Origin of the sequence: Bradyrhizobium sp. BR 1433 (assembly GCF_051547665.1) — a bacterium.
In the GTDB taxonomy this organism is placed as follows: Bacteria; Pseudomonadota; Alphaproteobacteria; order Rhizobiales; family Xanthobacteraceae; genus Bradyrhizobium; species Bradyrhizobium australafricanum.
In genome coordinates this window covers 2,166,360-2,185,506 of the sequence record NZ_JBPUGG010000001.1, presented here as the reverse complement: position 1 = coordinate 2,185,506, position 19,147 = coordinate 2,166,360, and the positions used below count along the sequence as shown (strand labels likewise).

The 19,147-nt window shown below is 63.8% G+C and carries 23 protein-coding genes; 9 read left to right on the top strand and 14 right to left on the bottom strand.

The features are described from left to right. The first annotated feature begins 17 nt into the window (after nt 1-17). Together flgK and ACSKB9_RS11065 are read left to right on the top strand one after the other, a co-directional pair. The gene (gene flgK, locus ACSKB9_RS11070; RefSeq protein ID WP_438073118.1) at nt 18-1,793 is read left to right on the top strand and encodes a flagellar hook-associated protein FlgK; all 1,776 of its coding nucleotides are present in this window, start codon (nt 18-20) and stop codon (nt 1,791-1,793) included. Nucleotides 1,794-1,809: 16 nt separating this feature from the next. Next, nucleotides 1,810-2,718: a flagellin gene (locus tag ACSKB9_RS11065; protein WP_438073116.1), complete on the top strand. Its 909-nt coding sequence runs from the start codon at nt 1,810-1,812 to the stop codon at nt 2,716-2,718. A 12-nt stretch (nt 2,719-2,730) separates the two neighbouring features. Here ACSKB9_RS11065 and ACSKB9_RS11060 read toward each other — a convergent pair whose 3' ends face one another. The 3 genes from ACSKB9_RS11060 to ACSKB9_RS11050 all read right to left on the bottom strand — a co-directional run bounded on the left by ACSKB9_RS11060 (nt 2,731) and on the right by ACSKB9_RS11050 (nt 5,715). After that, on the bottom strand, nt 2,731-3,687 hold the full coding sequence (locus tag ACSKB9_RS11060; protein WP_438073114.1) for a substrate-binding periplasmic protein: 957 nt from the start codon (nt 3,685-3,687) through the stop codon (nt 2,731-2,733). After that, the gene (locus tag ACSKB9_RS11055) at nt 3,684-3,971 is read right to left on the bottom strand and encodes a c-type cytochrome (protein WP_229188856.1); all 288 of its coding nucleotides are present in this window, start codon (nt 3,969-3,971) and stop codon (nt 3,684-3,686) included. The genes ACSKB9_RS11060 and ACSKB9_RS11055 overlap by 4 nt, the downstream gene beginning before the upstream one ends. Nucleotides 3,972-4,050: 79 nt before the next feature. Beyond that, nucleotides 4,051-5,715, bottom strand: coding sequence for a methanol/ethanol family PQQ-dependent dehydrogenase (locus tag ACSKB9_RS11050; RefSeq protein ID WP_438073112.1), 1,665 nt, complete (start codon nt 5,713-5,715; stop codon nt 4,051-4,053). A gap of 659 nt (nt 5,716-6,374) precedes the next feature. On the opposite strand from ACSKB9_RS11050, the gene ACSKB9_RS11045 reads away from it, so the two are divergent. The 4 genes from ACSKB9_RS11045 to ACSKB9_RS11030 all read left to right on the top strand — a co-directional run bounded on the left by ACSKB9_RS11045 (nt 6,375) and on the right by ACSKB9_RS11030 (nt 8,655). Next, nucleotides 6,375-6,773, top strand: a complete 399-nt coding sequence (locus tag ACSKB9_RS11045) for an EF-hand domain-containing protein (protein WP_438080156.1) — start codon at nt 6,375-6,377, stop codon at nt 6,771-6,773. 336 nt (nt 6,774-7,109) lie between these two features. After that, entirely contained in the window at nt 7,110-7,190 is an 81-nt protein-coding gene (gene pqqA, locus ACSKB9_RS11040) for a pyrroloquinoline quinone precursor peptide PqqA (protein WP_009031067.1), read from the top strand. A 226-nt stretch (nt 7,191-7,416) separates the two neighbouring features. Beyond that, nucleotides 7,417-8,301 carry a hypothetical protein gene (locus ACSKB9_RS11035; protein WP_438073110.1) on the top strand — a complete coding sequence of 295 codons (885 nt, stop codon included), beginning with the start codon at nt 7,417-7,419 and terminating at the stop codon, nt 8,299-8,301. Between the two features lie 117 nt (nt 8,302-8,418). Further along, a complete protein-coding gene (locus tag ACSKB9_RS11030; protein WP_168856069.1) occupies nt 8,419-8,655 on the top strand; it encodes a hypothetical protein in 237 nt (78 codons plus the stop codon). Between the two features lie 5 nt (nt 8,656-8,660). On the opposite strand, the gene ACSKB9_RS11025 is transcribed toward ACSKB9_RS11030, so the two are convergent. Genes ACSKB9_RS11025 through ACSKB9_RS11010 form a run of 4 tightly spaced genes read right to left on the bottom strand, consistent with a single transcriptional unit; the run spans nt 8,661 to nt 11,427 of the window. Further along, nucleotides 8,661-9,014, bottom strand: coding sequence for a hypothetical protein (locus ACSKB9_RS11025; RefSeq protein ID WP_229188786.1), 354 nt, complete (start codon nt 9,012-9,014; stop codon nt 8,661-8,663). A gap of 40 nt (nt 9,015-9,054) precedes the next feature. After that, nucleotides 9,055-9,765, bottom strand: coding sequence for an ABC transporter ATP-binding protein (locus ACSKB9_RS11020; RefSeq protein ID WP_438073108.1), 711 nt, complete (start codon nt 9,763-9,765; stop codon nt 9,055-9,057). Further along, nucleotides 9,755-10,492, bottom strand: coding sequence for an ABC transporter permease (locus tag ACSKB9_RS11015; protein WP_092083010.1), 738 nt, complete (start codon nt 10,490-10,492; stop codon nt 9,755-9,757). Before ACSKB9_RS11015 ends, ACSKB9_RS11020 begins: the two co-directional genes overlap by 11 nt. Nucleotides 10,493-10,494: 2 nt before the next feature. Continuing rightward, entirely contained in the window at nt 10,495-11,427 is a 933-nt protein-coding gene (locus ACSKB9_RS11010) for an ABC transporter substrate-binding protein (protein ID WP_168856108.1), read from the bottom strand. Between the two features lie 149 nt (nt 11,428-11,576). On the opposite strand from ACSKB9_RS11010, the gene ACSKB9_RS11005 reads away from it, so the two are divergent. Beyond that, the gene (locus tag ACSKB9_RS11005) at nt 11,577-11,918 is read left to right on the top strand and encodes a hypothetical protein (RefSeq protein WP_438073106.1); all 342 of its coding nucleotides are present in this window, start codon (nt 11,577-11,579) and stop codon (nt 11,916-11,918) included. Between the two features lie 125 nt (nt 11,919-12,043). Here ACSKB9_RS11005 and ACSKB9_RS11000 read toward each other — a convergent pair whose 3' ends face one another. Both ACSKB9_RS11000 and ACSKB9_RS10995 read right to left on the bottom strand, forming a co-directional pair. Continuing rightward, complete coding sequence (locus ACSKB9_RS11000; protein WP_438073104.1) at nt 12,044-12,868, bottom strand: quinoprotein dehydrogenase-associated SoxYZ-like carrier; 825 nt, start codon at nt 12,866-12,868, stop codon at nt 12,044-12,046. Nucleotides 12,869-12,911: 43 nt separating this feature from the next. Then, complete coding sequence (locus tag ACSKB9_RS10995; protein WP_438073102.1) at nt 12,912-13,838, bottom strand: quinoprotein relay system zinc metallohydrolase 2; 927 nt, start codon at nt 13,836-13,838, stop codon at nt 12,912-12,914. Nucleotides 13,839-14,005: 167 nt separating this feature from the next. On the opposite strand from ACSKB9_RS10995, the gene ACSKB9_RS10990 reads away from it, so the two are divergent. After that, nucleotides 14,006-14,887 carry a substrate-binding domain-containing protein gene (locus ACSKB9_RS10990; RefSeq protein ID WP_438073100.1) on the top strand — a complete coding sequence of 294 codons (882 nt, stop codon included), beginning with the start codon at nt 14,006-14,008 and terminating at the stop codon, nt 14,885-14,887. Next, on the top strand, nt 14,884-15,438 hold the full coding sequence (locus ACSKB9_RS10985; protein ID WP_438073098.1) for a PQQ-dependent catabolism-associated CXXCW motif protein: 555 nt from the start codon (nt 14,884-14,886) through the stop codon (nt 15,436-15,438). The genes ACSKB9_RS10990 and ACSKB9_RS10985 overlap by 4 nt, the downstream gene beginning before the upstream one ends. Nucleotides 15,439-15,465: 27 nt before the next feature. Here ACSKB9_RS10985 and ACSKB9_RS10980 read toward each other — a convergent pair whose 3' ends face one another. The 5 genes from ACSKB9_RS10980 to ACSKB9_RS10960 all read right to left on the bottom strand — a co-directional run bounded on the left by ACSKB9_RS10980 (nt 15,466) and on the right by ACSKB9_RS10960 (nt 19,146). Beyond that, entirely contained in the window at nt 15,466-15,762 is a 297-nt protein-coding gene (locus ACSKB9_RS10980) for a copper-binding protein (protein WP_438073096.1), read from the bottom strand. Nucleotides 15,763-15,891: 129 nt separating this feature from the next. Next, entirely contained in the window at nt 15,892-16,509 is a 618-nt protein-coding gene (locus ACSKB9_RS10975; RefSeq protein ID WP_438073095.1) for a hypothetical protein, read from the bottom strand. Further along, complete coding sequence (locus ACSKB9_RS10970; protein WP_438073093.1) at nt 16,506-17,354, bottom strand: ABC transporter permease; 849 nt, start codon at nt 17,352-17,354, stop codon at nt 16,506-16,508. The genes ACSKB9_RS10975 and ACSKB9_RS10970 overlap by 4 nt, the downstream gene beginning before the upstream one ends. Continuing rightward, nucleotides 17,351-18,172 carry an ABC transporter ATP-binding protein gene (locus tag ACSKB9_RS10965; RefSeq protein ID WP_438073091.1) on the bottom strand — a complete coding sequence of 274 codons (822 nt, stop codon included), beginning with the start codon at nt 18,170-18,172 and terminating at the stop codon, nt 17,351-17,353. The genes ACSKB9_RS10970 and ACSKB9_RS10965 overlap by 4 nt, the downstream gene beginning before the upstream one ends. Continuing rightward, nucleotides 18,169-19,146: a YVTN family beta-propeller repeat protein gene (locus ACSKB9_RS10960; RefSeq protein WP_016847797.1), complete on the bottom strand. Its 978-nt coding sequence runs from the start codon at nt 19,144-19,146 to the stop codon at nt 18,169-18,171. The genes ACSKB9_RS10965 and ACSKB9_RS10960 overlap by 4 nt, the downstream gene beginning before the upstream one ends. Nucleotide 19,147 lies beyond the last annotated feature (1 nt).

Here is a 19,147-nt window from a genome sequence, read left to right as displayed (position 1 = left end):
GCCGGAGGGAGTAGGCCGTGTCGTCGCTCGATATCGCACGAAGCATCGCATTCAGCGGGCTGTCAGCCACGCAAGTGCAGATCAGCGTAGCCTCGGCCAATATTTCCAATGCCGATACCAAGGGCTATACCGCGAAGACCGCCAACCAGAGCAGCAGCGTCACTTCCGGTGTCGGTACCGGCGTCACGATCACGGGGATCAGCAGCGCGGTCGACAAGCTGCTCCTGAAGTCGCTGGTCGGGGCCGATTCCGATCTCGGCGCCGCCGATACCACCAACAGCTTTCTGACCGAGCTCCAGCAGCTCTATGGCAGCACATCGAGCTCGGACAGCTCCACGACGGGCACCTCGCTGGCCAACACGATCGCGGCATTCGAGTCGGCGTTGTCGTCGTTGGCGAGCACGCCGAGCAGCGCGTCGCTGCAATCGAACGCCGTCAGCGCGCTTGCGGCGGTGACGACACAGCTGCAGCAGACCTCTAGCGGCATCCAGACGCTGCGCTCCAATGCCGACCAGGACATCGCGTCGTCGGTCACCGATATCAATTCCGACCTGCAGCAGATCTCCGACCTCAACAAGCAGATCAAGCAGCAAGCGGCAGCCGGGCAGTCGACGGCCGATCTGGAGGACCAGCGCAACAGTGCGCTGCAGGATCTCGCGTCGATGATGAATGTGAGCTATTTTACCACGTCGAGCGGCGATCTGCAGATCTATACCAGCTCGGGGCAGGCGCTGGTCGATAGCACGGCGCATCCGCTGAGCTATACGGCGCTGCCTAGCGTCACGGCGTCGACGACGTATAGCGCGGGATCGTCGAGCGGTTTCAGCGGCATCTCCGTCAACGGCGTCGACATCACCTCGCAGATCTCCTCGGGCAAGGTCAGCGCGCTAATCACGCTGCGCGACCAGACGCTGCCGGCGGCGCAGTCGCAACTCGATGAGCTGGCCAGGCAGCTTGCCGCGAGCGTCAACGCGGTGTCGAACCAGGGCACGTCGGTGCCGCCGCCGGCCAGCCTCACCGGAGCCGCCACCGTGAGCAGCACGACGCCGCTGTCGGCAACCGGCACGGTGCGCATCGCGGTTGCGGACAAGAGCGGCAATCTGGTGTCCTACCAGGATCTCGATCTGTCGTCCTACGCTACGGTCGGTGATCTCGCCACCGCGATCAACGGCATCTCGGGGCTGTCAGCTTCGGTCGATGCCAACGGACACTTGTCGATCTCGACGACCACATCCGGCAACGGCGTTGCGATCAACGAGATGACGAGCGCGGTCGGCAGTGCGGCTCAGGGCTTTTCGGATTACTTCGGGTTCAACGACCTGATCACGGGGACCGGCGCGTTCGACATCGCCGTTCGCAGCGACATCCTCAACGGCACGGCGGCGCTGCCGACGGCGACGCTCGATGCGTCGTCCACGATGACGGCCGGAAACTCGGTGCTGTCACCGGGCTCGGCGACGGTGGTGAACGCGCTCTCGAGCGCGCTGACGGGGTCGACCAATTTCGGCATGGCCGGCGGCCTCGGGGCGACCACCGGCTCTTTCACGGACTACGCGGCCGCCATCGTCGCCAACGTCGCCGGCAAGGCGACCCAGGCGTCGGCGGCCTACACCGCCAAGCAAACCGCGCAGTCGACTTATGCGAATTCGCTGTCGTCGCAGTCCGGCGTCAACATTGACGAGGAATCCGCAAATCTGAGTGCGTTGCAGAACAAATACGCCGCCGCGTCCCAGATCATTACCGCCGTCAACGCCATGTTCTCGGCGCTGATGACCGCGATGAGCGCCAGCTGAGCCCGAGGCCGTCGTTATGATGATGCGTGTTGCCACCTTTGCTCAGTCGGACCAGATGATATCGAACGCGCTGCGGGTGCAGGCGGTGATGGCCAACGAGCAGGTGCAGGAGTTCTCCGGGCTGCAATCCGAGGATTTCGGCGGCTATGGTTCCAGCGCCGGGCGCGTGATCAATTTGCAGGTGTCGGTGACGCGCGCGCAGTCCTATATCGATGCCGGCCAACTCGCCGACAACAAGGTGCAGGTGATGTATTCGGCGGTCGGCTCGGTGACCGACATCATCACGCAGTTGCGGACCCAGCTCAGCGCGGCCACCACGGGCAGCAGCACGGCGACGGCATCGGTCATCAACTACGCCCAGCAAGCCATGGCGCAGATGCAGGGGCTGCTCAACACCCAGTATGACGGCGAATATGTCTTCAGCGGCGCCCGCACCGGCACCGCGCCGGCGGATCTGTCGAGCTTCGACACCGGCACCGGATCGCTGACGACATCAGACACCAGCTACTACAGGGGCGACAGCGAGATCGCGTCCGTGCGCGTGTCGGACAGCCAGTCGATCTCCTACGGCGTCACCGCCGACAATCCAGCGTTCGAGCAGGTCATGCGGTTGCTGAAATACGTCGGCAACAGCACGACGCTGTCGTCGAGCGACATCACGCAGGCGCTCGACCTCGCGAGCAATGCGCTGGATGCCACATCCACCGTGCAGGCAAAGCTGTCGGCCGCGGCGTCGCAGATCGAGACCGCCAGCACCAACCAGAGCGATTACCAGAATTTTGCGAAGACGCTGTCGACGGACCTCACCAGCGTCGACGTTGCGGCCGTGACGGCGCAGCTTTCGACCTATCAGGCGCAGCTGACGGCGTCCTATTCGGCGATCTCCAAGATCCAGAGCATGAATCTGGCAAGCTATTTGCGATAGCTATCGCCGGCATCACCGGTTCAGGATCTTCAGCCAGACATCGCCGAGGATGATCGGCTCGCGCGGCGGAAGCCAGGTGAGGCCGGCAGCCTTGCCGAGCTCCGCGATGGTGCCCTTGGCCTGCAGGTCGGCGAGGACCTTGTTGACCGATTCCAGCAGTCCTTTGTCGGTTTCGAGCGCAACGTAGCCGCGGTTGGCGCCGATCGGATAATAGTAGCCCGAGGCCGTGATCTTGGTGTCCGGATGTTCAGCGCGGTAGGCATCGAAGCGGCGCAGGTCGAGCAGCGTGGCGTCGAATTCGCCGCGTTCCAGTTCTCCGAGCAGGTCGCTGCGCCCCGGAACGAGGTGCGTGATGTCGTCGATCAGCTTTCCCTTGTCGAAGGTCATAAGGATGGCGTCCCCCAGCGTGCCACTTTCGATCGTCAGGCGAAGGCCGGCGAGATCGCCGATATTCTTGATCTTGCGCTCCTTGATCTTGTCTTTGGCCTTGGGACCGAGCACGACGGTCATCGGCGAATAGATGTAGGGCTGGCTCGGCGCCAGCACGCCGATCGGGATCCGCCGGCGGCGATCCTCGCGGGTGGCGCCGTCGAAGTCCGGCAGCTTGGCCGTCGTGACGCCGGGCGCCTTCAGCGAGTCCGTGGTAAGCGCGTAGCCGCCGACCAACGAGCAGCGCCCGTCCGACAGCAGCGCATTGGCTTCGAGCGCCGGGCTTGCAGTGTCATCGAGCTTGCTTTCGAACCACTGGATCTCGAGCTTGCGGCCGAGCCGCCCGGTTATTGCCTGCGCGAGCGCAACGTCGAAGCCCGAGGCGGGCTTGCCGCGATGATGCACGGAAAACGGCGGCAGGTCCTCGTCGAGACAGACTCGGAGCGGCTCGTCGGCCGCGCGTGCCGCGGTCACGCCGGCAAGCGTCGAGATCAGTGCGAAGCCGAGAGCGGCGGCTAGCGCCGCGGTCCAAGCCCTCATGGCTTTCTCCGGCTTGCGACGAAGGCCCAGAGATCCGATATCTCCTCGTCGCTCAGGATGTCGCCCCACGGCGGCATCTTGCCGTTCTTGCCCTGCTTCACCGTGGTGACGAACCGTGTCTTGTCATCGGGATGGGTACGAAGGTCCGGCGTGACCGTGCCCGAATTGACCATGTTCGGACCATGGCAGTGCGAACACTTCTGGGCGTACGTGACTTTGCCCTTGTCGATCGTGGCCTGATCGCCGTCGGCATTTGCTTGCTGTGCGATGGCAGGCATCGTCATAGTCGCGATGCCCGTCATCGCGGCGGCGGTGAACACCGCCGCCGTCCAGATCGATACTGTCTTCACGTGCGATCCGCGCTCACTGCTTGACGGCGAAGACCCAGAGGGACCCGCCCGTCGGCACTTTCGCAAGGCGCTCGTCGCCGGAGAAGATCGAGTACACTCCGCCGTAGCCGCTGGTGACGGCGATATACTGAACGCCATCTTGCTGCCAGGTCACCGGCTGGCCTTCGATGCCGGAGCCGGTCTGGAAGCTCCACAGCTTCTTGCCGTTCTCGGCGTCGAACGCATCGAATTCACCGGTCAGCTGGCCGGAGAACACGACGCCGCCGGCGGTCGAGAGCACACCCGAGAAGCGCGGGATGTCGCTCGCCACCTCCCACTTGCTCTTTCCAGTCATGGGCTCGATGGCCTTGAGATAGCCGCGCGGTCCGTTGGGCCAAGCCCAGGGATCGGTGAGGTCCATGCCGAGATACCATTCGCCCTGCTTGTAGGTCGCGGGCTCGGCCTTGTAGTTGCCGCCGATATTGAGCGTATTGGCGTAGGCTAGGCCGGTCTGCGGATTGTACGACATCGGCTCCCAGTTCTTGCCGCCAAGGATCGACGGTTGCACCAGGACTTTCTTGCCGTCGCGCGCATCCTTGGAGATGTCGGTCTCAATCGGACGGCCGGTTTTCAGATCGATGCCGCTCGCCCAGTTGACCGTCACGTAAGGATTGGCCGCGAGCAGCTTTCCATTGGTGCGATCGAGCACGTAGAAGAAGCCGTTGCGGTTGGCGTCCATCAGCACCTTGGTCGGTTTGCCCTCGACGTTCATGTCGGCGAGCACCATCTCGGCCACCGAGTCGTAGTCGAACGGGTTGTTCGGCGAGAACTGGTAGTGCCACTTGATCTTGCCGGTCTTCGGATCGAGCGCCAGCACCGAGCAGGTGTAGAGGTTGTCGCCGGGACGCACCGCCGAGTTGAACGGTCCGGGATTGCCGATGCCCCAATCGACGGTGTTCAGCTCGGCATCGTAGGAGCCGGTGATCCAGGTCGATCCGCCGCCGAGCTTCCAGGTGTCGCCCTTCCAGGTGTCGCCACCGGGTTCGTCCGGGGACGGGATGGTATGGGTGCGCCATAGATGCTTGCCGGTTGCGGGATCCCAGCCGTCGATGAAGCCGCGGGTGCCGAACTCGGCGCCCGAGATGCCGGTGATCACGACGCCGTCGGCGACCAGCGGGGCCACCGTCATCGAGTAGCCTTCCTTGATATCCGCGGCCTTCTGGCGCCACAGCTCCTTGCCGGTCTTGGCATCGAGCGCGATCACATTGGCGTCGAGCGTGGTGCGGAACACCTTGCCATCGAACAGCGCCGCGCCGCGGTTGATGATGCCGCAGCAGACGATGCGCGGTGTTTCGGCGGGATATTCGACCTTGGTTTTCCACACCTGCTTGCCGGATTTGGCGTCAATCGCCATCGTGGCGTTGTGCGTGGTGAGATAGATGGTGCCCTGGTAGATCAACGGCTGCGATTGCTCGCTGCGATCGTCGGCGAGGCTGTAATTCCAAACGGGAACGAGATTCTTGACCGTGTCCTTGTTGATCTGGTTCAGCGTCGAGAAGCGCTGAAGACTGTAACCCATGCCGTAATTGAGAACGTTCGAAGTATCAGTCGCCCCCTTGACCAACTGCTCGTTGGTCTGGGCGCTTGCACCATACGATGCAAGAATCACGAGGCTTGCGGCCAGCGCAATGCGTCTCATCCTATCCTCCCAATGAACCTTTTTCGCACGCCTATTCCTGACGTTGCGGACGGAACCATCCGCCTGAAACCAAAACGGGTCAATACGAAAACGTGAACGAGCGCCCGCTAACCGCAAGAGACTGATCGAAAGCGTCAGGTCTTTCGCAGATGCGTTCGTGGCTTGCCGCGTGGAATACGCTACACCAGCGCGGCCCGCCGTGATGCCGCGGCGCGAACGGTCAGCTGGACGGCGTCGGAGGACAGACACTCGGCCGCGGTTTCGCGCCCCGCTTGTCCGGCGGCACATTGCAATTATCGATACGCTGCTCGTCGGTCCATTTGCGACCGAGCCGTTCCTTGCCGGTGAGCACGCGCTGCTGGACCGCCTCCGCCGATGGGGCAGGGTGCCGGGTCTGCGCGGACACGGGCGCGATAAGACCGAGCACAACCAGACAGCCCAATGCGCTCCTCCAAATGTCGCTCATGGCTCACCTCGATCATCTTGGTGCGATACGTCGGAGCTTCACAGGTGACCAGTCGGGAGGTCTCTTTCCACCCGAAAACCGACAAGGGCTCACCGGTTGCGCCAGCTGTCGAAGGTTCGCCAAGGCTGTTATGGTGCGCTTTTCGTGGCGCACTTCGCCCCGTCGCCGGAGCGGCACGTAAGGGAGATGAATGATGATTTCGCGTCGATCGTTTGCTCTGACTTTGGCCATGGCCGTCCTGTCGGCGCCCACCCTGGCGGCATCCGGCCGCAAGGGCGCGCTGAAGATGCTCGATCCTGACAATGACGGTACGGTCGATCTCGCCGAAGCCAAGAAGGCAGCTGCCGACCTGTTCGCGAAGCTCGATCCCGACCATGACGGCACGCTCGACGCGCGCGAATTGCGCGGACGGCTGACCGCGAAAGAACTGGCCGCTGCCGATCCGGATCACGACGGCACCCTGACGCTCGACGAATACCTTGCGGTCGTCGAGCAGCGCTTCAAGGCCGCCGATCCGGACAATGACGGAACGCTGGACGCGAAAGAGTTGAAGTCGCGTGCCGGCCGAGCCCTGTTGCGCCTGCTCCAATAGGTTGCCAGCCGGCGAACTTTGCCGGGCGGACTTGCCGGATATTGACGCAGAATTCCGCGCATAACAAAAAAAGTTGCGATTTCGCTCATGGGCAAGACGCGGCTGGATGAATCGGGTCTCCTTACCCACGCGTCGCCGCCCGGCAGCCGGAAAATGCCCGACGGATCAATGTCGGAGTTCCCGATGCCGGGCAGATGTCAGCGAGCCGTCGTCCGCTTCGGCATGTCCAGCAGCGAAGTCGGGCCCTTACCCGGCCGGCTTGTGCCCTGGCAAAGGCAGCCCTAGCTTGCCGCGCGGCGCGAGGTTTGCGCCAACTTAATGACTTGGGAGAAGGAAATGGCCTGGAAAACACCGAAGATCGTCGAAGTGCCGGTGGGCATGGAAATCAACATGTACGCCTGCGCAGCGCGCAAGTAATCTTAAGACAAGTAACGCGAGACAGCCTGCCCGGTTCGTGCAGCGCACTGCATCGAGCCGGGCAGGCGTCTTTTGTGGAAAGTGTCTTTCGTGGGTCCTGATGCGGCCGCTCGGCCAGCTTCTCTCATACCCTTCCCACAAGACCTTGAGACCGACACCACCTGCGCGATTGGCGGGCCTAGCTGCTTTGTCCTACAGTGTAGCCTGAGGCTGTGGTGCGGGGACTATGAATCCAAAACTCAAGATCAGGCGTCGGGCGGGGATGCTGTGCGCGGCGATTGCCGGCATCGCGGCGGCGTTGCCGCCTGGCGCCTATGCCGAGGACTTTGATACCGAGCACATCTTCGGCTTCATGATCGGCTCCGACGTGGGCAATGTCGGCGAGCGCGAATTCCAGAGCCAGACCACCGGGCGCTTCGCCAAGGACGGCGGTCGGTATCGCACGCTCAATCAGGAAATGGAGCTCGAGCTCGTGCCCGCGCCGAATTTTCGTGTCGAGCTCGGAACGTCATTCAGCGCATACGACATCAACCGCGTTCCGGGTCTTGACGATCGGCGCCAGCTGTCGTGGCAGAGCGTCTCGGTCGATTTCCGCTATCGCTTTCTGAATCGCGAGGCGGCGCCCTTTGGCATGACGGTCGCGCTGGAGACACGTGCCGATCGTGTCGACGAGACGACGGCCGCAGCCGTCCGTAGTTATGGCACCGAACTCACGGTCGCGTTCGACCGCGAGGTGATCCCGAATTTTGTCATCGCGGCCCTCAACCTAAGCTACGAGCCGGAATGGACGCGCACGCCGCGCACCGGCGCTGCGGATCAGGATGCCACCATCGGTGCCGCATTCGGCCTGATGGCCAGGGTGAAGCCGGATATCCTGATCGGCGGCGAAGCGCGCTATTTCAGGAAGTATGAGGGAATCGGCCTGGATGAGCTGTCCGGGCAGGCGCTGTTCATCGGGCCGACCGCCTATTTCCAGCTCTCCGAACGTTCACGCCTGACCGCGACCTGGAGCGTCCAGGCCTGGGGGCAGCGGGCCGGGAGCAATGCCGCCCTTGACCTCGTCAATTTCGAGCGCCATCAGGCGCGGCTGGTGTACGGTTTGAACTTCTAGAGCGTGAAGCCTCCCGGACCGGGTTCCCCAACCTCTCACGGGGCTGTGAAACCCGGACGTGGCTGATTACGTATTTCGCCGTGTTATCTATCGCATGAGCACGCTTAGGGATCGCGCATGAACCCGATTGATCTGATCGTCACGGTATGTGCCGTGCTGTCGCCCGCCACCTGCGAGGAGCAGCATCTGGTGTTCAACTGGAACGGCTCGCTGCAGCAATGCGCCATGGCCGCGCCGCCTTACATCGCGCGGTGGGTCGGCGAACATCCGAAATGGACCGCGGTGCGCTGGCGTTGCGAATATCCGCACAGCAACGATCGGGCCGGCACGGGCGGCGAGCTGCCGGCGGGTTAGCCTTCCTATTTGTTGCAGTCCTTCAGGTCCTTGTCGGATACCGAAAACACGGCGTCGGCCTTGATCTCGATGTCGCGAACGAAGCACTGTTTGGCGCCGCTGTAGCCGACCTTGGCGTCGTAGCGGCCGGGCTCGACGCCGGTGATCCGCAGGCGCTCGTCATGGTCGACTTCCTTGTCCTTGTCGTTGAGCGTCTGGTTCGGACCCCACTCGCTCTTGCCTGCCGGCGACAGCTCAAAGCTCGAAATCGTGGCGCTGGTCAAATTCCACAGCCGAATGCCTTTGCCCTTGCTTTGGGCGAGCACCGTCGCCGGCAGCACAAGCGATGCAACACCAACAGCGATCAACGCGCGCGACATCCAGCCTCTCCTTTATGCTTCGTCCAAGGATGACGGCGTCTCACATATTTGCAAGGTCCAACTGTGAGAGTTGCCGCTTGATTTCGTCGATCTCGGGTTCGCCGCGCGTCGCGCGCGGTGCGGCAATGGTCTCGACGTGGAGGATTCGGGCCGGCCGCGACGACAGGAAGAACAGGCGATCGCCGAGGCGAACGGCGTCGTCGAGATCGTGGGTGACGAGCAAGGTCATCATTTTCCGGCTGGCCACCAGTGTTGCGACCTGGTCGCGCAGCCGCCCCGCGAGCGCATTGTCGAGCGAGGCCAGCGGCTCATCGAGGATCAGGAAATCGGGCTCGATGGCGAAGGCGCGGGCCAGCGCGACGCGGCGGGCGAGGCCGAGTGACAGCTCCGCGGGAAAATGGTTGCGGTGCGCGCCCAGTTCGAGCACCTCGAACAGCGCAGAGAGCGTGCCGTCGCCGATATGCGGCGCGGCCAGCCGCACATTCTCCTCGACCGTGCGCCAGGGCAACAGCCGCGGCTCCTGGAAGACCATGCCAAGGCGCATGCCCGGCGACCGCGCGACATGGCCCCGGTAGTTGGCGTCGAGCCCGGCGAGGATCCGGAGCAAGGTGCTCTTGCCGCAGCCTGACGGGCCGAACAGCACGCCGACCTCGCCGGCGTTCAGCGTGAAGGTGACGTTTTCGAGCACGTCGTGCCGCTTCCCGGCTGCGCTCGCAAAGCTCTTGCCGGTGATATTGACCTCAAGCTGCACGGAGCCGCCACCGCGTTAGCCTGGTTTCAAACGGCTGCACCAGCAGGGTCTCGATGACGAGCACGACTGCGGCAAAGCTCAGCGAATAGGCAAGCAGCAAGGGGATGTCGAACAGCTGGAAGGCGACGCCGATCTCGAAGCCGACACCGTTCGGCCTTCCGAGATATTCGGCGACCAGCACGATCTTCCAGACCAGCGAGAGCCCGGAGCGCGCAGCGGCCGCGATGTAGGGCGCAAGCTGCGGCAGGATCACATGACGGAAGGCGCGGCCGCGCGGAAAAGAAAACGCCGTCGCCATTTCGTCGAGCGCAGGATCGAGCGCGCGGGCGCCTTCGCGCAGGGTGACGACGGCGGTCGGCAGCTTGTTGATGGCGATGGCGGCGATCGCGGCGACCTCGGTCAGTCCGGCCCAGATGTAAGCGAGCACGATGACAACGAGCGCCGGCAGGTTGAGCAGCAGGATCAGCCAGGGATCGCCAAGGCGATTGGCAAGCGAGACGCGGCCCATCAAATAGCCGATCGCCGAGCCGAGCGCCATGGCAAGCGTGAAGGCCAGCGCTACGCGGGCCAGGGTTGCGCCGAGATTGACGAACAGCGCGCCCGATCGGGCTTCGGCGACGAGCACCGACAGCACCGCCGGCGGCGCCGGCAGCTTCGCATCGCCGATCAGCAGCGAGGCGATCCACCAGGTCGCGATGAACAGCGTGAATGAGAGGAGACGCAGCACCGCTAGTCTCCCGGGATCGCTTGGTAGAAGGTGCCGGGATCGAGCTCGGTTGCCGTGCCGACCAGATCGCGGCCGCCGAGCTGCGCCAGCACCCGGTAGAGCACGCGCGCATCGGCCTCTTCGTCCGCGATCGGACGGCGTGGGATGCCTTCGCGGTAGCGCTCACGATAGGCATGCAGGGTTGCGGGATCCTGCGCGCCGGTGAGCGGCGCGATCGCGTCCCATTCGGCATCCGAGGTCGCCAAAATCTCTTTCGCCGCGCGGGTCACCGCGATGAAGCGGGCCACCAGATCCTTGTTGGCATTGGCCCAGGCTTCGTCGAACACGTAGCCGATCATGGCGATGCGGCCCTTGCTGCCGAGCTTTTGCAGGATCTCTTCCATCCCGGCGAGCCGGCGAAAGCCCTTGGCTTCGAGCGCGGCGCAGAAATTCCAGTAATTGAGCGTCGCGTCCATCTCGCCGCCGAGCGTCTTGGCGGCGAGCAGCGGCGGCGCGCCGTAGACGATGGTCGCCTGCGACTTCAGGTCGACGCCGTCCTGCTTCGATGCGGCTTGCAGCAGCAGCCAGTTCTTGTCGATCGCCCCGCCGGCAATGGCAAGCTTCCGCCCCTTGAGGTCCGCAAGCGTCTTGACCGGCGAGGAGGCCGGGACCATCACGGCGCCGAGCGCGCTCGAATAGGGATAGAATTGCAGCTTGGCGCCGAGCGACCGCTCGCGCGACACCCAGGGCCAGTCCGATACCATCACGTCGGCGGTGCCGGCGCGCAACGCGATCTTGCCGGCCTCGGGGCTGGCCAGCTCGACGACGTCGATCGACAGATTGGCCTTCTTGTCGAGACCATGGGAGCGAATGACGGCCAGTTCCCAGGCCAGCGTTCCGGTCTTCTGCGCTGCAACACGGATGGTCTGCGCGTAGCACGAGGTGCCGAACTGCATGACCGCCAGAACTGCCGCAGCCAACACCGTGCGTACAGAGATGATCATCGTTTCTTGAGCCACTTCCCCGAATGTTTTCTTTTCTGATCAGCATCCATAGCATAGCTTGCGGAAAGAGAAGAGGAAGCAGGACCATGGCAGGAGCTGGCATGCTACGACCGATTGTCGCCATCCTGGTGCTCGCCGGGGCGGCGGTCAGCGTGCAGGCCCAGGAGGTCAACGACTATCCGACCTCGGCGCGGGCCGAATATGTGTTCGGCTGCATGAAGGCCAATGGCGAATCCCGGCAGTCGATCGAGCAATGTTCCTGCTCGGTCGACGTCGTCGCCTCGATCATCCCTTATGATCGCTACGTCACCGCCGAGACGGTGCTGAGCATGGCGCAGGTGCGCGGCAATTTGGGCGGCCAGTTCCGCTCGTCCGAGCAGGCCGCGAACGCGCTCAACGACCTCAGGCGCGCCCAGGCCGAAGCCGAAGTCAGGTGCTTCTAGAGCATGATCCGGAAAAGTGCGAAGCGGTTCTCCGGAAAGATCATGCTTAAATACCGGGCTAAAGCGCGATAGCGATCCAACCTGATCTCATCGCATTTTTGCGTCCGTCGTGAGATCGCGAGGCGTCAGGTGCCGGGATTCTCGACCTTCCATTCGTGCTCGAAGATGTGCCCTTCGGTGTCCTTGGCTTCGGCACGGAAGCGCTTGGCGCCGTTCGAGACGTAGGTGAAGCGGATATTGGGATCCTCGGAAATCGAGATTCCTCCCTCCATCGCCAGTACCGGACTGTCGTCCTGCCAGATGTGCAGCTCGTTGACGAAGAAGGCCGGGATATAGAGCTGCGTGACCTGGTCCATCTGCAGGCCTGAATTATTCGGATGCCCGATCATGATTTGGGCTTCCCGCGTGCCGGTCGCTGGTCCCTGTTCGGACTTGGTGAATTGCCGGTAGCGCATCTGGCCGAGGCGCTTCTTGGCTTCCTCGACGTTCTTGCCGGCGGGCGCCGAGCAGCCGCCGGATGCTTTGACATAGAGCTTGCTGACATAGAGCTTGCCGTCGCTGAGCTCCGCGACGGCGTGCACATTGGTGTAGTTGTTGACGCGGACACGGGTCGAGATCTCGGTGACGTTGGCGGCCGGCCCCAGCGTGAACTTCGCGGCCATCGGCGCCGGGTTCTCGTCGATCACAAGCGTGATCGCGACGACGCGGCGGCTGTCGCTCGGCTGCAGTTTGGTGCGCAGCGTCACCGGCACGATCGCGGCGTCTTCCGCGCGCATCGGCATCTCGATGCCGATGACGTCATTGCCGTCATTCATCGGACGGTTGCTGAAGATGTCCTGGACGAGACCCGGCCAGGGATCATAGGCCTCCGCCGCGGGCGCAACCGGTGTGCCCAGCGCGATCGTGAGCAGGCTTGCGATGCAAAGCAGGCGGGCGCGTTGTCCTGTCATGGTCGCGAAATCCTATGCAGCCGCCTCACTATAGGACGAACAGCTACTCCCATTCAATTTCCGAGAATGCTGCAGTTGCGTTGCGGGCGTTGTAATCGTCGAACAATTGCCAGCGCGGCCGCTCGGCGGCTGCCGCGTGCTCCGCCGCGGCCGTGATCGGCTTGCCGCTTGCGACCAGTGCGCGCACGTCCGCGGCCAGCACCCCAAGATAACGCCGCTCGTCGGCAAGCGCGGCCGGCCACGCGCTCACGGGCCCGTGACCGGGAACCACGCGCTCGGCGGAGATCGCCATGAGCTCGTCGAGCGCACGCAGCCAGCCCTTGAGGCTGCCGTCGACCACGGGAATATGGATGAGAAACACCATGTCGCCGGCGAACAGGGTGCTGGTTTGCTCGTCGAGGACCGTGAGGTCGTTATCGCTATGGGCGGGCGGCCACGCCTTCAGGGTGAGGGCCCGGCCGCCGAGGTCGAGCCTCAGCGTGTCCGCGACGAGCACGGTCGGGGGGATGATCTTCACCTCGTCGATCAACGCGTCGCCCATGCTCCGGCGAAACCCGTCGAGGTAGAATTGTCCGCGCGCGGCCAGCGCGCGTGGCAGAGACTTGTGGCCGACGAAGCTGGTCCCGTCGCCGACGAAAGCCGCATTGCCGAAGCTGTGATCCGGATGCGCGTGGGTGTTGATCACGTAGCGGATCGGCTTGTCGGTACGGCTGCGGACCGCGGCGAGCAGCTGTCGTCCTTCGCGGACGCTGCCGCCGGTGTCGATGACGGCGACGGCGCTGTCGCCGATCACGAATCCCACATTGGCGATGGCGCCTTCGTTCTCGCGCGTCATCAATGCGGTGACTCCGGTGTGAACGAATATTCCGGGAGCGACTTCGCTTACAGGCAATTCCACCTCTTGCGCCCGCGCTATGGTCGGCGCCCAAAGCATCAGGAGCAGCGCAAGCACCGAACCGCCATGAGCCATGTTTCCGCCTCAGTTACTCCGCGACGCGCGATCGATGTCGTCGCGTTCCAGTTTGCGCTGCAGCAAGCAACGCGGCGTGGTCGCGATCATTATTCCTGTTGCACGTCATGGTACGCCGGGCAATTGCTGGATGGCGGCGATCGATCCGATCAAGAGGAGACCGCGTAATGAGAATTGTCGGATGCCGTCCTGTTCTGCTCGCGCTTGTCGGTTTCATCGCCTGTCTGGCCGGCCGCGACATCGCACGCGCGCAGGTCAACGATCAGGGCGAACTGTCCATCGAGCTCATCGATGCCCGCGTGCTGCGCATCTGTGCCGATCCCCGCAACCTGCCGTTCTCGAACGACAAGGGCGAGGGGTTTGAGAACAAGATCGGCGAACTGCTGGCCGGAAAGCTGCAAAAGAAGCTCGACTACATGTTCTTTCCGCAGGCGACCGGCTTCGTGCGGATGACGCTCGGCGCGCATCGCTGCGACGTGATCATGGGCTTTCCGCAGGGCGATGACCTCGCGCAAGGCACCAATCCCTATTACCGCACAGCCTATGCGATCGTTGCCAAGCCGGGCAGTGGGCTCGATGAGGTCACGACGCTCGAGGACCAGCGGCTGAAAGGCAAGCATATCGGCATCGTGGCGGGAACGCCGCCCGCGACCAACATGGCCATCAACGGCCTGATGACTAATGCGAAGCCTTATCCGCTGATGATCGATACGCGGTACGATTCATCGGCCGAGGCGATGATGAACGATCTCGCCAAGGGCGAGATCGACGCCGGCATCCTGTGGGGGCCGATGGCGGGCTTTTACGCCAAGAAGGCCAACCCGCCGCTGCGCATCACGCCGCTGGTCAAGGAGACCACGGGACCGAAGCTGATCTATCGCATCGGCATGGGCGTGCGGGCGTCCGACCAGAACTGGAAGCGCCAGCTCAATCGCCTGATCCAGGAGAATCGAGCCGAGATCAACAAGATCCTGCTCGACTACGGCGTCCCGCTGCTCGACGAGAACGACCGTCCAATCGGGCCGGAGACTGCGACCAAATCACCATGATCAGGCTTGCGGCGGTGCTTGCGGTGATGTTCGTTGCCGCTTCGCCCGTCCGCGCGCAAGACCCACCCGCAGAGCCGGCGGGCTATCGCACCGAGGACTACCGCGCGCCGGTGCCGGTGACGCTTGCCGGCGCACGGGTGCTCACCACCGCGGAAGCGGAAGCGATCTGGCGCGACAAGTCCGCCGCCTTCGTCGACGTGCTGCCGCGCGCGCCGAAGCCAAATCTGCCCGCCGGCACGGTGTGGCGCGAACGGCCGCACCTCAACATTCCCGGCAGCATCTGGTTGCCCGACACCGGCTACGGTAAGCTCGCCGCGCCCACGGAGGATTATCTGCGGCGCGGGCTGGTCCGCGCCTCAGGCGGCGACGCGACCAGATTGCTCGTGATCTACTGTCAGGAGAATTGCTGGATGTCGTGGAATGCCGCCAAGCGCGTGCTGTCCCACGGCTACCGCAACGTGGCGTGGTATCCGGAGGGAACCGACGGATGGGGGCGTGCCAAATTGCCGCTGGCGGATGCCGAGCCCGAGCCGCGCGAGGGAGAGCAGTAAGTCCGACCTCGCGCGCGACGCGGGCCGTTACTTCTGCTTGTCGAGCTTGTTGATGGTCTTGCCGCCGTCGCTGTCCGTTGTGGTGAACGAGACCTTGTCACCGGCGTGGAAGGCCTCCAGCGATTGTCCCTTCGGCACCTTGTATTCCTGGATCGCGCCGCCGGACGCGCCCACCGTGCCGCCTTGCGTCTGCTGGATCGAGATGGTTCCACTCAGTCGGTCAATCTTGGTGACCATTCCCGACATGGATTGCTGGGCCAAAGCCGCTGAGGTGACCAGGCTCGCGGCGGCAAGGCTGGTCATGACGATCTTGGCTGCTTTCATGGAGGTCTCCCAACTTCAGATATAGTTGGAGACAACGAGCGGGCCGCGCAGTTTGTTCCGGATCGGCGTGGCCCAACAGATTGTTACCCAAAAGACCGCCAAAGCGGGGCGTTAACGATCCCGCAGGCCTCAATCGAGCTCCTGCTGGATGGTGCGGCCGAGCGCGAACAGGCGCTGATCGATGGCGGTCGGCACCTCGCAGACGAATTTCACCACGCGCCCGCGGTCCTCGAAGATGCGGGTCTCCCAGACCAGTTGGTTGCCGAGCTCGTCGACCTTGGCCTGGTCCGGCGGTGTCGCGTCCTGCAGCGCCTGTAGCTTGAGCGTATCGTCGCGGATCTTCTCCGCGGCCTCGCGCTGCTTGCGCATCACGCGCTCGAGCCCGTTCATCACCGAGGCGCGCTGTCCGTTCAGCGTATCGAACAGGCCGGCAAACAGCAGTTTTCCCGCATTGGCCTTGTCGGCCGCGGCAGCTGACAGGAATTCGGTGATTTCCTTCTGCGCTTCTTCGAGCGGAACGCGGCGCGCCGCGAGCTTGATCGCGAGCGTGCTGACTTTCGGGTCGTCTTTCCACTTGGTCTCGGCATCGCCGAGCGGCGGCCCGGCCCAGACTGCGGCCAGCGAGATCTCGGGCACCTTGGCCTGTTGGCAGGGCCAGTCCGGATAGCGCGGGTCGGCGGCCGATGCGGCCTGGTTCGACAGTACCATCGCGAGCAGCGCGCCCAGTCCTGTTCGCCGGCCTGTCATGCCTCGCCTCCGCCGGGTCCGCGGCGCACCAGGCCGCGTGATGGATCGTAAGCCAGGATCGCGCCGATCATGAAGACGACCGTGCAGCCGCCGACCACCGCGAGCGAAACCCAGTTCATCTTGCCGTACAGCGCAAACCGGATCAGCTCCACCGCATGCGTGAACGGATTGCACTGGCAGATATAATACAGCATCGGACTGCCTTCCTGCACGCGCCACAGCGGGTAGAGGGCCGACGATGCGAAGAACATCGGGAAGATCACAAAGTTCATCACGCCGGCAAAATTTTCCAGCTGCTTGATGCTGGCCGAGATCAGCATGCCCAGCGCGCCGAGCATCAGGCCCGACAGCACCAGCGCCGGAAGCACGGTGAGGTAGCCGATGGTCGGCGGCGCGATGTCCCAGAACCAGGCGATGACAAGGAAGGCATAGACCTGGAGCAGCGACACCGCCGTGCCGGCGAGCAGCTTGCAGAACAACAGATAGCCGCGCGGCAGCGGGCTGACCAGCAGCGTGCGCATGTTGCCCATCTCGCGGTCGTAGACCATCGACAGCGAGGACTGCATGCCGTTGAAGAGCTGGATCATCGCCATCAGGCCGGGCGCGATATAGACCTCGTAGAGGATGTAAGTCTCGTAGGGCGGGATGATCGAGATGCCGAGCACCTGCCGGAAGCCGGCCGCGAAGATGAACAGCCAGACCAGCGGCCTGACCAGCGCCGACACGAAGCGCTCGCGCTGATGCAGGAAGCGCAGCGCCTCGCGCCACACGATGCCGTTCAGGCAGACGAGGTATTCCGACAGCGAGAAACCGCTTCGCTCAGACGTAACCGTCGTGCTGGTCATGACGGCGGTCTCCCCGCGAGTGTTGCCGTTCCGGTCAGGCGCATGAACGCGGTGTTGACGTCCTGGGCGCCTGCGTCCGCGATCACGCGTGACATCGGGCCGTGCGCCAGCATTCGGCCCTGATGCAGCACGACGAGGTCGTCGTTTGGCATGATCTCGTCGAACAGATGCGTCGCCCAGAGCACGCCGATGCCCTGCTCGGCGACGAGCTGCCGGACATGGTCGAGAATGTCGGCGCGCGCCTTGACGTCGAGCCCGACCGTGGCCTCGTCGAGCAGCAGCAGCCGGGGCCGGTGCAGCAGCGCGCGGGCGATCTCAAGCCTTCGCATCTGGCCGCCCGAGAGATCGCGCACCTTGCTGGCGGCGCGGTCGGCAAGCCCGATGCGGCCGAGCACCTCGGCGCTGCGCAGCCGCGCCTCGCGCCGCGAGATGCCGTGCAGCGCGGCGTGATACAGCAGGTTCTGCGTCAGCGAGAGGTCGAGATCGAGCGTGCGCGGCTGGAACACCACGCCCATCAGCCGCAGCGCTTCACCCGGCGTCCGGCTGATGTCGTGGCCGAATATCTTGATCTGGCCGTTCTGGATGCCGAACAGCCGCGTCACCAGCGAGAACAGCGTGCTCTTGCCGGCGCCATTGAGACCCAGCAGCGCGGTGAAGCTCGCAGGCTGAACCGTGAAACTGACATCGATCAAAGCGCGGCGCGGACCGTAGCTGTGGCTGACATTGCCGATCGACAGCGCCGGCTGCACGGCCGCGGCTGTTCCAGGGCCTGCATCCGGCGAGAGCTGGCTCGCGATATGGGCGTCGCTTGCGGTCATGGCTGCGCGATCGTGATCCCCCAGGGCAGTTCGCCGACCTGAATGGTCTTGATCACCTTCTGGGCCGCGACGTCGATGACCGAGACGTCGTTGGAGACGCCGTTAGTGACCAGCAAATATTTTTCGTCCGGGGTGAAATCCATGTGCCAGACCCGCTGGCCGACCAGCAGATATTTGAGGACCTTGTGGGTCACACCGTCGACGACAGCGACGCGGTTGGCGGGGCCGAGCGCAATGAATGCGGTCTTGCCGTCCTTGGTCATGCCGATGCCGACGGGCTGGATCGCCTCGTTGCGCAGGCCCGGAATTTCGAAGGTGATCTTGCCGGTCACCTCGCGCTTGACCGGATCGATGATCGACACCGTGCCGCCGATCTCGGAGGAGACCCACAATTCGGAGCCGTCACGCTTGAACTGGGCGAAGCGCGGTCGCGAATCGACCAGCACATTGGCGACGATCTGGCGCGTCGACGTGTCGATGAAATGCGCCATGTTGGTGGTCTCGGAGGTGTTGATCAGGATCTTGCCGTCCGGGCTGATCGTCATGCCCTCGGGCTCGACGCCGACCTGGATGTCGCCAATCCGGGCGCGCTTTTCGAGGTCGATCACGGTGACCGTGTTGTCGTTCTCGTTGGCGACATACATGGTCTTGCCGGCGGCATCCTGGGTGAACAATTCAGGGTCGGGACCGGAGGGCAGGGTGTCGACGATCTCCTGGGTCTTGGTATCGATCACCTGGATCGTGTCGTCGTCGCCGACCGCAACCATCACGAACTTGCCGTCGCGCGAGAACTCGATGCCGCGCGGCCGCTGGCCGACCTTGATGGTTTTGGTCACCGTCCAGCTGCTGGTGTCGATCACCGTGACGGTGTTGCCTTTCTCGTTGGAGACGTAGGCAACGAAGGCGGACGCCGGTGTCGCGGCAAGCCAAACGAGCATCCCGGTCAAAAGACAGCGGCGCCACATGCGTTTCATC

Bases quoted from the DNA above. Each gene is read 5' to 3' on its own strand.
- ACSKB9_RS11065 (WP_438073116.1), top strand. From the start codon at position 1,810: ATGATGATGCGTGTTGCCACCTTTGCTCAGTCGGACCAGATGATATCG.
- ACSKB9_RS11060 (WP_438073114.1), bottom strand. From the start codon at position 3,687: ATGAGGGCTTGGACCGCGGCGCTAGCCGCCGCTCTCGGCTTCGCACTG.
- ACSKB9_RS11055 (WP_229188856.1), bottom strand. From the start codon at position 3,971: ATGACGATGCCTGCCATCGCACAGCAAGCAAATGCCGACGGCGATCAG.
- ACSKB9_RS11050 (WP_438073112.1), bottom strand. From the start codon at position 5,715: ATGAGACGCATTGCGCTGGCCGCAAGCCTCGTGATTCTTGCATCGTAT.
- ACSKB9_RS11045 (WP_438080156.1), top strand. From the start codon at position 6,375: ATGATTTCGCGTCGATCGTTTGCTCTGACTTTGGCCATGGCCGTCCTG.
- pqqA (WP_009031067.1), top strand. From the start codon at position 7,110: ATGGCCTGGAAAACACCGAAGATCGTCGAAGTGCCGGTGGGCATGGAA.
- ACSKB9_RS11035 (WP_438073110.1), top strand. From the start codon at position 7,417: ATGAATCCAAAACTCAAGATCAGGCGTCGGGCGGGGATGCTGTGCGCG.
- ACSKB9_RS11030 (WP_168856069.1), top strand. From the start codon at position 8,419: ATGAACCCGATTGATCTGATCGTCACGGTATGTGCCGTGCTGTCGCCC.
- ACSKB9_RS11025 (WP_229188786.1), bottom strand. From the start codon at position 9,014: ATGTCGCGCGCGTTGATCGCTGTTGGTGTTGCATCGCTTGTGCTGCCG.
- ACSKB9_RS11010 (WP_168856108.1), bottom strand. From the start codon at position 11,427: ATGCAGTTCGGCACCTCGTGCTACGCGCAGACCATCCGTGTTGCAGCG.
- ACSKB9_RS11005 (WP_438073106.1), top strand. From the start codon at position 11,577: ATGCTACGACCGATTGTCGCCATCCTGGTGCTCGCCGGGGCGGCGGTC.
- ACSKB9_RS11000 (WP_438073104.1), bottom strand. From the start codon at position 12,868: ATGACAGGACAACGCGCCCGCCTGCTTTGCATCGCAAGCCTGCTCACG.
- ACSKB9_RS10995 (WP_438073102.1), bottom strand. From the start codon at position 13,838: ATGGCTCATGGCGGTTCGGTGCTTGCGCTGCTCCTGATGCTTTGGGCG.
- ACSKB9_RS10990 (WP_438073100.1), top strand. From the start codon at position 14,006: ATGAGAATTGTCGGATGCCGTCCTGTTCTGCTCGCGCTTGTCGGTTTC.
- ACSKB9_RS10985 (WP_438073098.1), top strand. From the start codon at position 14,884: ATGATCAGGCTTGCGGCGGTGCTTGCGGTGATGTTCGTTGCCGCTTCG.
- ACSKB9_RS10980 (WP_438073096.1), bottom strand. From the start codon at position 15,762: ATGAAAGCAGCCAAGATCGTCATGACCAGCCTTGCCGCCGCGAGCCTG.
- ACSKB9_RS10975 (WP_438073095.1), bottom strand. From the start codon at position 16,509: ATGACAGGCCGGCGAACAGGACTGGGCGCGCTGCTCGCGATGGTACTG.
- ACSKB9_RS10970 (WP_438073093.1), bottom strand. From the start codon at position 17,354: ATGACCAGCACGACGGTTACGTCTGAGCGAAGCGGTTTCTCGCTGTCG.
- ACSKB9_RS10965 (WP_438073091.1), bottom strand. From the start codon at position 18,172: ATGACCGCAAGCGACGCCCATATCGCGAGCCAGCTCTCGCCGGATGCA.
- ACSKB9_RS10960 (WP_016847797.1), bottom strand. From the start codon at position 19,146: ATGAAACGCATGTGGCGCCGCTGTCTTTTGACCGGGATGCTCGTTTGG.